A 10,962-nucleotide genomic window follows, 5' to 3' on the forward strand; every position below is an offset into this window, starting at 1 on the left:
CGGCAAGCCCATGACGCTGCGCAACCGCGCGGCTTGCCTCGAAAGTTTGACGCGCCGGATAGCGCTTCGGCTCCGGTCCGCGCCGATATTCGCTCCGGCCGTAGACGAAGAATTCGACACCCTGTGTGCCATATTCTGCGCAAAATCGCGTGTGATTCGCGGCGCCTTCATCGCCGAGCGCGGGCGTGCCCGGCAGCGCTTCATGTACTTCGAACCGGTCGCGGTCCGCGAAGATCGCGCGCAGCGTGCGGCGCGTCGACTCGTGTTCGATGGCACGATGCAGCTTGCTGCATAGATTGGCCGGCGTGAAATGCACGCGGCCGTCTTCGGTGTCCGCGGATGGACTCACCGTGGCCGCGTTCGCCGTCCACATCGCCGATGCCGAACTGGCCGCGGCCAGCAACTCAGGCGCATCTCTCGCAACGCGAGCAATCACCGTCGCGTCATCGCCGGAAAAACCGAGTTCACGCAACAGGCGCATCGACGGCCGTTCTTGCGGCGGCAGCACGCCTTGATGGAAACCGAGATCGGCAAGCTGCTTCATCTTGCGCAGGCCCTGTTTCGCAGCGGCCTTCGGATTGGCGACGGACTTCTCGTTGTTCTGCGACGCGACATTGCCGAATGACAGCCCGGCGTAGTTGTGCGTCGGGCCGACGAGGCCGTCGAAATTGGCTTCAGTGGCTTGCATCGTCGATCCTCAGAAATGAAGGCCCGGCGACACGCTCGCCGGCATTTGCAGTTGCGCGCTTTCGACGGAGGCCATCGGATAGGCGCAGTAGTCGGCCGCATAATACGCGCTCGGACGGTTGTTGCCCGAGCGTCCCGTGCCACCGAACGGCGCCGCGGACGACGCACCGTTAGTGGGCCGGTTCCAGTTGACGATACCGGCGCGGATCGTGCGCTGGAAATGCGTCCACAGGGTCTCGTCGTCGGCGAGAAGACCCGCGGACAAGCCGAAGGCCGTATCGTTGGCGCGCTCGATCGCATCATCGAAATTCGCATACCGAATGATTTGCGCGAGCGGGCCGAAGTACTCTTCGTCGGACAGATCGTGGGCGTTCGTCACATCGAGAATGGCCGGCGTGACGAAGCCGAGTTGCGGGTCGCGCTGCTCCATCGTCAACACGGATCGCGCACCGGCTTCGAGCAGATGCGCCTGCGCGCCGACGAGGCGTGCAGCCGCCCGCGCCGAGATCACCGCGCCCATGAAAGGCTGCGGCTCGGCGTTGTATTCACCTACCGTGATACGTGAAGTCACATCGGCAAGACGCTCGATAAAGCGGTCGCCGAAACTGTCGTTCGGCACGAGGATGCGTCGTGCACAAGTGCAGCGCTGCCCTGCCGACAGGAACGCCGATTGGATCGTGTGATGCACCGCTGCGTCGAGATCCTCAACGGGTCCGATCACGAGCGGATTGTTGCCGCCCATCTCCAGCGCAAGCACGATCTCCGGACGGCCGCCGAACTGCTTGTGCAACAGCGTACCCGTGTCCGAACTGCCCGTGAAGAACAGGCCGTCGATCTGCCGATGATTCGCCAGCGCAATGCCGGTGTCTTTCTCGCCCTGCACGAGATTCAGCACGCCCGCGGGCAAGCCGGCGTCGCGCCACACTTCGACAGTCGCACGGGCGACGCCCGGCGCCAGTTCGGATGGCTTGAAAACCACCGCATTACCAGCGATCAGCGCCGGCACGATATGCCCGTTCGGCAAATGACCCGGGAAGTTATACGGCCCGAATACCGCGACCACGCCATGCGGACGATGCCGCAGCACAGCGGTGCCGTCGGCCATCGCTGCACGCTTTTCGCCGGTACGTTCGTTGTACGCCTGAATCGAGATTTCGACCTTGGCCGCCATCGACGCCACTTCGGTACGGGCTTCCCACAGCGGCTTGCCAGTCTCGCGGCCGATCGCTTCGGCCAGCGCTTCCTTACGCTCCGTCAGCAGCGCAGCGAAACGGCGCACGATGCCGCAGCGATCTTCGAGACTCAACACCGACCACGTTGCAAACGCATCGCGCGCGCTGCGCACCGCGAGGTCTACATCTTCAGCGGATGCGCTGTGGCCCTCCCATATCGTCGCGCCCGTGCCGGGGTTGCGCGAGGTGAATACGTGTCCTGTGCCGGCGGCCCATTCGCCGTCGATGAAAAGCTCAGTCATGATCATCCCTGTTTATGTTTCAGCGGCAGCACCCGTACCGGGTCGCCTGCCTTCACGTCGAGCGCCGCGGCTTCGTCGGCGGCAAGACGGAACACGCCGTCCTGCGGCACACCCGCTGCAACGCCGACGCGAAAATCGCCGAGCGACGTATTCGACACCAGCGACCTCGGCCCATCCTGCGGCGCGGGCGTTGCCCCCAGCGCCAGGATTTCGACGGGTACCACCACGCTCTCGCGAACCGTGCGCAAGTCGGCGATATGGCATTCGAGCACCGGACCCGCATCGAAAATATCGACGTGATTCTCGTAACGCAGTCCTTCGGATTCGAGCATCCGGCGCGCGGGAATCGTGTCGTTATGCGTGAGGCCGACGCAATCCTGCGCCTCCTGCGGCAACAATTCGACGTACACCGGATAGCGCGGCATCAGCTCCGCGAGGAACGCCTTGCGGCCATGCGAGCTCAGATAATCCGCGGCGTTGAAATCGATCTGGTAGAAATGCGAGCCCACCGCACGCCAGAACGGCGAGGTCCCGTTTGCATCGAAATGGCCCCGCAATTCAGCACACAGACGCTGCGGAAAGCGCTCGCGGAACTGCGCGAGAAACATGAAGCGCGAGCGCGACAGCAGACTGCCCACACCGCTCGTGCGATAACGCGGGCTTAGAAACAGCGAACAGACTTCCGCATAGCCAGTCAGGTCGTGCGAAATGTTGAGCGCATGCATGCGCGTCCAGATACCCAGATCCTGGCTCGCATGCACCACCGTGCTCACACGATAGTTGTAAAACGGTTGCTCCAGGCCGACCGAGCTTTCGATGCCGCATACGCCGGCCACGTCGCCCGTGGACGTGTCTTCCATCACGAAGAAGTAGCCGGCTTCATGCGGCGCAGCCTTGTCTTCCATCGTGCGGCGCGAGCGCTCCACGCGCGCCGCGAGCGCACCACGGTCCGGCTTGAAGGTGGTGAGACCAGGGCCGGTCTCCTGAGCGAGCGCGACGAGCGCGTCCACATCGCCCGTCTGCACGACGCGAACGACGATCATTCTGCTTCTCCCGAAAGTTCATAGGGATGCTCTTCGGCCGGCTGATGCAGCGCCACACAGCGCACCGGGTCGCCGTTTTGCACCCCGAGCGCGTCGCGCCCCGCTAGCGGGAGCGGTGCACCCATTGTCTTGTCGTCAGGCAAAGCGGCCAGCACGCAGCGGAATTCGTCCGCGCGGTTGCTGGCGATCAGCCACGTCGTGCCGACCTCGCCGGCAGTAGCTTCGCGCACCGTCCGCGTTTCATTGCGCCTGACGCAGGCGCTGCGATCGATCTGAGCTGTCAGCACCGGACCCGCGTCGAAGATATCCACGAAGCGATCGGTCTCGAAGCCTTCCTCGAGGTGAATCTCATAGGCGAGCAGCGCCTTTTCGTCCGGCTCGCCGAGGACACGCTGCGCCGACTCCGGTAACAACGGCACATAGACCGGATAGCTCGGCATCACCTCTGCGATAAAGGTGCGGCTACGGCCACCGGATTCGATTTCGATGTCCGCGAAATTGCGGCCGAAAAACTTGCGCCCCACCGCTTCCCAGAATGGCGACACGCCGTCGTCGTCCGTCACGCCGAGCAGCAGCGAGAACACCTCGGAGGTGAAGCGCTTGCGGTTGGCGGCGATATACATCATTCGCGAGCGCGACATCAGATGCGCGGCGGCGTCGCCGCGCAGCGACGGGTCGATATAGAAGCCGGCCAGCCGGCTCTTGCCGGTGAGCTCATGCGACATCGTCAGCGCGTGAATCTTGCGATTCACATGCAGCTCACGCGACGCATGAATCAATGCGTCGTTGCGAAACGCATAGAACGGCTCCGAGTAACCGGCGGCGGCAACGATGCTCGCCGTGCCCAGCAGCTTGCCGGTCTCGCTGTCTTCGAGCACGAACAGGTAAAACTCCTCGCCCGGAAAATCGACTTCCGCACGAAACGAGTCTTCGGACAGCGCGACGCGCGCTTCGAGCGCACGGCGGTCATGCGGCAGCGAGTGCAGCACAGGTTGAGCCGTGCGCGCCATATGTTCGAGCGCATCGAGATCGGCGAGGCGGCCGGGGCGTACGAAGAGCATCGTCGTTCCGTTGGTTGAGTGTGACGCCAGATTAACGGGCCGGCGCTTCAGCTGTGGCGCCGATCACTGCTTCTATTGCTTTTGCCAGACGCGCAAAACCTTCGCTCATGTCGTCGAGCGGCACGATCAGCGACGGCGCGAAACGCAGTACATCAGGACCGGCCATCAGCATGATCACGCCATGCTGGCCCGCTGCGGTCACGAAATCCTTCGCGCGACCCTTGAAGGCATCGTTCAGTTCCGCGCCAATCAACAGCCCCTTGCCACGCACTTCCTTAAAGATGCCAAAACGTTCGTCGAGCTTCGCGAGATGCCCCTTCAGCGTCTCGCTGCGCGAACGCACGCCTTCGAGCAGCTTCGGGTCGCTGATCAGTTCCACCACCTTGTCCGCAATCGCAGCGCCCAGCGGATTGCCGCCGTATGTCGTGCCATGCACGCCCACCTTGAAGTGCGCGGCAAGTTCGTTGGTCGTCAGCATCGCGCCGATCGGGAAGCCATTGCCGAGCGACTTCGCCGTGGTCAGGATGTCCGGCGTCACGCCAGTATCCTCGTACGCGTAGAAAGTGCCGCTGCGGCCCACACCCGTTTGTACCTCGTCAAAAATCAGCAGTGCGTCATGCTGATCGCAAGCCTCGCGCAGCGTCTTCAGAAACGCCGGATCCGCCGGGATCACGCCGCCTTCGCCCTGGATCGGCTCGACGATCACCGCACAGGTCTTTGCGCCAATCGCCTTGCGCGCGGCTTCGATGTCGTTGTACGGCAGATGACGGATGCCTTGCGGTACCGGGCCAAAGCCTTCTGAGTACTTCGGCTGACCGCCGACACTCACCGTAAAGAACGTGCGTCCATGGAACGACTGCGTGAACGAGATGATTTCGTCCTTCTCGATACCGTGACGGTCGAAGGCGACGCGGCGCGCCAGCTTCAGTGCCGCTTCGTTCGCTTCCGCGCCGGAATTGGCGAAGAACGCACGGTCGGCGAAGGTCAGCGCTTCGAGACGTTTGGCCAGGCGCAGCACCGGTTCGTTCGTGTAACCGTTTCCAATGTGCCAGAGCTTGCTGCCCTGCTCGCTCAGCACCTTCAGCAGTTCTGGATGCGCGTGGCCAAGCGCGGTGACGGCGATGCCGCCGGCGAAGTCGATATAGTCACGGCCCTGCGTATCCCAGACGCGCGACCCGAGCCCGCGGTCCGGCACGAAGGCGGCGGGAGCGAACAACGGCACCATCACTTCGTCGAAAGTCTGGCGTGTCACAGTCAGGTCGTTCATGGCAAATCCTCGTTACAGGTAGCGGGTAATAGCTTCAGTGTAGATAACCGCGTGTGAAACGTCTTGCGCATACGCGACGTGTTCTATCGGGCTTGTTGCCGTCGCGGCGGGCATGCCTTGCCTGGCACGGCGCCCGGCATGGCTAACGCTCCGTATCATTGGGACGCTCGATCAGCGCGGCCGGACGCGGTTCGCTTGCTGCCGTGCCGGTCGCACTCGTCTGTTTTTCGATCCAGTTGCGACGGTCTTCACGTGGCGTCACGCCGAAACGCTCGCGATACGCGTTCGAAAAGTGCGCCGCCGACGAAAACCCGCACGCGAGACTGATCTGCACTACGGATTTACTGGTGCGCTGCAACTGCGTGCGCGCCTTCGACAGACGCAGCCCCAGGTAGTATTTGGACGGCATCGAGCCGAGATATTGGCGAAACAACCGCTCCAGTTGCCTGCGCGAAACGCCGACGAGGCCCGCGATTTCATCGCTCGTCAACGGATCTTCGATATTCGCTTCCATCAGTAGCAAGGCATCGTTCAGACGCGGATGACGCTCGCCGGGTGCCGTCACGTAGGGAATGCGTTGCCGTTCTTCGCCCGCGCGCAAAACGCCGACACCGAGCGTATCAGCAATGCGGTCAGCCAGTTCGGGGCCGTGGTCGCGGGCGATCATGGCCAGCATGAAGTCCACCGTCGCCTGGCCGCCTGCACAGGTGGCGCGGTCACGGTCGATTTCGAAGATCTGCTGGGTGACGATCGAGCGTTCGAACTGCTCGGAGAACTGCTGATAGGTTTCCCAGTTGACGCTCACGCGATAGCCGGACAACTGCCCCGCCATGGCAAGCCACCACACGCCATGATGGATGCCGGTGACGAGCGGCGTGCGCTGCCCGACGCGCGAGAGACTGGCGAGGAACAGGCGGTAATCGGCAAACTGCTGAAACCGTTCGCTGACGAGGATCAGCCAGTCGCAGGAAATAGCATCGCCAAAGGCCGCATCCGCCGGCCATTGCGCACCGCCCGCGAGCGGTACCGGACGGCCGTCCCACGAACACACCTGCCAGCGGTACAACGCGCGGCCGTCGATCTCATTGGCGAGATTGAGCGCATCGACAATCGGCCCGACGCCCGACATCGACACCGGCGGCAATGCAACGATTGCCACCTGCGTGGTGCGGGTCGGACTGGACGGTCGAGCTATCGGCAAAGTGATGTATGACGCGCGGTGGGCGTTACTTGAGACTGCCAGAGAGGAACTGCTTCAGGCGCTCGCTGCGCGGCGCGCTGAGCACCTCGGCGGGCACGCCCTCTTCCTCCGTGCGTCCCTGGTGCAGGAACATCACGTGATTCGACACGTTGCGCGCAAAACCCATTTCGTGTGTGACGACGATCATCGTGCGCCCTTCTTCAGCCAGCTTCTGCATGACCTTCAGCACTTCGCCGACCAGTTCCGGGTCGAGCGCGGAAGTCGGCTCGTCGAACAGCATTACATCAGGGTCCATCGCCAGCGCGCGGGCAATCGCCACACGCTGCTGCTGGCCACCGGACAGATGCGACGGATACTGTTTTTCCAGCCGCGGCGCGAGACCCACTTTCTCCAGATACTCGCGAGCGCGCTCTTCGGCTTCGCGACGCGACAACCCAAGCACGTGAACCGGCGCCTCGATGATGTTCTCGATCACGTTCATATGCGCCCATAAGTTGAAGTGCTGGAACACCATCGCGAGCTTTGTGCGGATACGTTGCAACTGCTTGTGGTCGGCCACTTCCAGATTGCCGCCGCGATCGGCCTTGGTACGCACCGTCTCACCATCCACGACGATCTGCCCTGCGTTTGGCCGCTCCAGAAAGTTGATGCAGCGCAGGAACGTGCTCTTGCCCGACCCGCTCGCGCCGATGATGCTGATCACGTCGCCCTTGTTGGCGTTCAGCGACACGCCCTTGAGCACTTCGTTATCGCCATAGCGCTTATGGATGTCCTGCACAGCAAGCTTGCAGGCTTCAGTCTGAGTCGTGTGGAGCAAGTCGCTCTCCCAAGGTGAATTCGAACCTGTCGGATAACCACAGCGACAGGGGTGACGCGGTGACCCGCGGCAAGACCGTGCCGCTCAACGCGGCCGCACTGCCAGATACGCCAGCCAGTGCCGCTCGGCACGCCGGAACAGCGCCACTAGCGCGAACGATACCGCAAGATAGATCAGCGCCGCGATACCGAACGCGCCGAACGAGTCGTAGGTGGCCGAATTAGCGTCGCGCGCCACCTTGAGGATGTCCGGCACCGTCGCGGTAAACGCCACGGTGGTGGCGTGCAGCATCAGGATCACTTCGTTACTGTACAACGGCAGAGCGCGGCGCAGCGCGGACGGCACGATGATGCGGCGGTACATGGTGAACCAGCTCATACCGTAGGCGCGGGCCGCTTCGACTTCACCGTGCGAGGTCGAACGGATCGCCCCGGCGAAAATCTCGGTCGTATAGGCGCAGGTGTTCAACGCGAAGGCGAGAATAGCGCAATGGAAACCGCTGCGGAAGAACGCGTCGAGCAGTTGATGCGAGCGCACGAACTCGAGGCTGTACATGCCCGTGTAGATCAGCAGCAACTGCACATACAAGGGCGTGCCGCGAAACACATAGGTATAGATGCGCACCGGCGTGGACAGCCAGCGCTTCTTCGACACCCGCGCCACCGCCAGTGGGATTGAACAGACAAACCCGATGCCGATCGACGCCACCAGCAGCCACAAGGTCACCGCAAGACCGGAGAGACGCTGACCGTCCCAGTAAAGAAAAGCCCGGCCGAATTGGGAAAGGATCTCGATCATCGTGTCTTTTCTCCTAGAGCTCTGCGTGCCGCACGCCAATCGAATAACGCTTCTCCAGCCAGATCAGCACGAGGTTCGACACCGTGGTGATGGCAAGGTAGATCAGCGCCGCGATCAGGATGAAGAAGAACATGTTGAAGGTGCTCTTGCCGGCGTCCTGAGCGGCCTTGACGACGTCCGCCAGACCGATGATCGACACCAGCGCGGTCGCCTTTACCAGCACCTGCCAGTTGTTGCCGATGCCTGGCAGCGCGAAACGCATCATCTGCGGGAACAGGATGCGCGTGAACACGCGCGCCCCGCTCATGCCGAAGGCCGCGCCCGCTTCGAGCTGGCCGCGCGGGACTGCCAGGAAGGCGCCGCGGAAGGTCTCGGTGAAGTACGCGCCGTAGATGAAGCCGAGCGTGATGACGCCCGCCACAAACGGGTTGATATCGAACTGCGGCAGATTCAGTGCGTCGGTCAGGTTGTTGACCGCGATCTGGATGCTGTAGAACAGCAGCAGCATCAGCACTAGATCGGGCACCGAGCGGATCAGCGTCGTATAAGCCGTGCCGAGTGCGCGCAGCGGCCGGTTGAACGAGAGTTTCGCCGCCGCACCGGCTAGCCCGAGCAGGACCGCGGCCGCGAGCGACAGGACCGACAGCTCGATCGTCTGAATCGTGCCGGCGAGAAGCACCGGACCAAAGCCGTAAAGGAACACGTTTGTCTCCATCCAGGTTCGGGGGTTCGGGATTCAAGGCATGGCGCGGATACTCGCAAGCGAAAATAATTTGCTCAAACAGGTGGCTGCCGTCATGTTGCGTCGCAACATTGGATGATTCAGCGCGGTGGCAGCGGAAAGCGCCTGTTTTAGCGGGTGATATGTGTTTGTAAGCGCGCTGGAGCGCGGCTGCGCGCGCGGCGATTTAGCAAGTTTCGGGTCGCTTTTTCGATAGATGGCGCGGTGCAGGCCTGGGCGCGAGTTACGGTCACGATCGGGGCAAACCCCGCTACACTGCGGTTGCCTGGGCGCGTATCCCCGCTCGCATAACTCCCCAAGGACCTCGAGCATGACCTCCCGTTTCGACCCAACGACGCTCGATGCCTACACGAAGGACGCCGCCCGTTACAGCCAGGAGTGGCTGGACCAGCCGCCTCCGAACGACCTCTATGCGTTGCTCGAAACGCACCTGGTGCCGCAAGGCACGACCGCCGAGATCGGCTGCGGCAACGGCCGCGATGCGGGATGGCTGGCTGAACACGGCTACGAGGTCACCGGCTTCGACGCATCGCCGGGCCTGCTCGCTGAAGCGCGCCGCCTGCATCCGGAGATCGAGTTTCGCGAGGCAACCCTGCCAGCGCTCGCGGAGATCGAGGAACGTTTCGACAACATCGTCTGCGAGACGGTGATCATGCATTTGCCGGCCGAATCGATTCCTCACGCCGTGGATAACCTGAGGCGCCTCTTGCGAACGAACGGCGTGCTGTATCTCTCATGGCGCGTCACCGAAGGCGAGGACACACGTCAGCCCGACGGACGGCTTTACGCTGCCTTCGAGCCGAAAGTGGTGGTGGACGCGCTCGTCGACTGCGCGATTCTGCTATTCGAAGACGTGACGAGCGAAAGCTCGGGCAAGCGGATCTGCCGGGTCATCGCCTCGAAGAATCTCGGCGGCGTCTGATCACTCGATCCCTAGCCGGTCGCGAATGGCCGGCAGCATGTGCTCGACCGCCGCACGCCCTTCCGCAATCGCCGGCGCCGCGCGGTGAAAATCGAAAATACCCATGCCGCCCAGCCTCGGCTGAATCAGAATGTCGGCGGGCTCCCCTGCCAGGCGGCTGCGCGTAATCCGCACCTGCATGATGTCGATGCTCTGCGCGACCGAACTCAGCATCGACGGCACCCGGGCGCTCGGCTCGGGCGCGACGCGCACGTCGCTCGCTACCTGGTCCTCCGAGGGCGCGAGCCAGCGCGGCCACGGCTTACCGTTCTTGCGCAACGAGCCGGGCGGCGGCGCGGTCGGATCGATCACCGGCGAGGCCGCAGCCGTGAGGCCGCCGAAGTCGCGGCCATTGAGAATGTCGTTGTTCAGGTCCACCGCGATGACGCAATCGGCACGCATGCCGCGCGCCACTGACACCGGCACCGGATTGCTCAGGCCGCCATCCACGAGCCACACGCCGTTATGCCACACCGGCGTAAAGATGCCGGGAATCGCAATCGACGCCCGCACCGCATCCACCACGCTGCCGTCCTGCAGCCAGGTTTCGCGGCCCGAATCGAGTTCGGTCGCCACCGCGGCGAAGGGCATCTGCAACTGGCTGATCTCGCATCCGTTGAACTGGTTGGCGAACACCTGGATCACCTTGCGGCCACCCAGCAGGCCACCGGAAATGCGCAGATCGAGCAGGCGCAGCACCGTCTGCCAGGTGAGGCGCGATACCCAATCCTCCAGCCAGTCGAGATCGCCGTTCGCATAGACCGCCGCGACCAGCGCGCCGATCGAGGTGCCGCACACGACATCCGGCTTGATGCCCGCGTCCTGCAGCGCGCGAATGGCGCCGATATGCGCCCAGCCCCGCGCTGCACCGCCGCCGAGCACGAGACCAATGCGCGAGTGAGCACGTCGCC

At 63.2% G+C, this 10,962-nt stretch carries 11 protein-coding genes; 1 reads left to right on the plus strand and 10 read right to left on the minus strand.

Translation table 11 applies throughout. The features are described 5' to 3' along the window. The 9 genes from M0954_RS01600 to M0954_RS01640 all read right to left on the minus strand — a co-directional run. A partial coding sequence (locus tag M0954_RS01600) for an N-succinylarginine dihydrolase (RefSeq protein WP_297351261.1) occupies nucleotides 1–688 on the minus strand: 688 nt, incomplete at its 3' end. Nucleotides 689–697: 9 nt separating this feature from the next. Continuing rightward, a complete protein-coding gene (gene astD, locus M0954_RS01605) occupies nucleotides 698–2,161 on the minus strand; it encodes a succinylglutamate-semialdehyde dehydrogenase (RefSeq protein ID WP_297351263.1) in 1,464 nt (487 codons plus the stop codon). A 2-nt stretch (nucleotides 2,162–2,163) separates the two neighbouring features. Next, on the minus strand, nucleotides 2,164–3,204 hold the full coding sequence (gene astA / locus M0954_RS01610) for an arginine N-succinyltransferase (protein WP_297351265.1): 1,041 nt from the start codon (nucleotides 3,202–3,204) through the stop codon (nucleotides 2,164–2,166). After that, the gene (aruF, locus tag M0954_RS01615; protein WP_297351267.1) at nucleotides 3,201–4,265 is read right to left on the minus strand and encodes an arginine/ornithine succinyltransferase subunit alpha; all 1,065 of its coding nucleotides are present in this window, start codon (nucleotides 4,263–4,265) and stop codon (nucleotides 3,201–3,203) included. The genes astA and aruF overlap by 4 nt, the downstream gene beginning before the upstream one ends. A 31-nt stretch (nucleotides 4,266–4,296) precedes the next feature. Further along, nucleotides 4,297–5,532, minus strand: a complete 1,236-nt coding sequence (locus tag M0954_RS01620) for an aspartate aminotransferase family protein (protein WP_123384275.1) — start codon at nucleotides 5,530–5,532, stop codon at nucleotides 4,297–4,299. Nucleotides 5,533–5,674: 142 nt separating this feature from the next. After that, on the minus strand, nucleotides 5,675–6,727 hold the full coding sequence (locus tag M0954_RS01625; RefSeq protein ID WP_133892991.1) for a GlxA family transcriptional regulator: 1,053 nt from the start codon (nucleotides 6,725–6,727) through the stop codon (nucleotides 5,675–5,677). Nucleotides 6,728–6,758: 31 nt separating this feature from the next. Further along, on the minus strand, nucleotides 6,759–7,550 hold the full coding sequence (locus M0954_RS01630; protein ID WP_122154370.1) for an ABC transporter ATP-binding protein: 792 nt from the start codon (nucleotides 7,548–7,550) through the stop codon (nucleotides 6,759–6,761). 84 nt (nucleotides 7,551–7,634) lie between these two features. Next, nucleotides 7,635–8,348, minus strand: coding sequence for an ABC transporter permease (locus M0954_RS01635; protein WP_122154369.1), 714 nt, complete (start codon nucleotides 8,346–8,348; stop codon nucleotides 7,635–7,637). A 13-nt stretch (nucleotides 8,349–8,361) separates the two neighbouring features. Further along, the gene (locus M0954_RS01640; protein ID WP_122155653.1) at nucleotides 8,362–9,051 is read right to left on the minus strand and encodes an ABC transporter permease; all 690 of its coding nucleotides are present in this window, start codon (nucleotides 9,049–9,051) and stop codon (nucleotides 8,362–8,364) included. Between the two features lie 349 nt (nucleotides 9,052–9,400). Here M0954_RS01640 and M0954_RS01645 point away from each other — a divergent pair, with 349 nt between their 5' ends. Continuing rightward, complete coding sequence (locus tag M0954_RS01645) at nucleotides 9,401–10,012, plus strand: bifunctional 2-polyprenyl-6-hydroxyphenol methylase/3-demethylubiquinol 3-O-methyltransferase UbiG (RefSeq protein ID WP_122154368.1); 612 nt, start codon at nucleotides 9,401–9,403, stop codon at nucleotides 10,010–10,012. Here M0954_RS01645 and M0954_RS01650 read toward each other — a convergent pair. Then, nucleotides 10,013–10,962: patatin-like phospholipase family protein (locus M0954_RS01650; RefSeq protein WP_297351269.1), on the minus strand; the 950-nt coding region annotated here is incomplete at its 5' end. It abuts the gene before it with no gap.

It is taken from the genome of Paraburkholderia sp. (assembly GCF_026225065.1).
Taxonomy (GTDB): Bacteria; Pseudomonadota; Gammaproteobacteria; order Burkholderiales; family Burkholderiaceae; genus Paraburkholderia.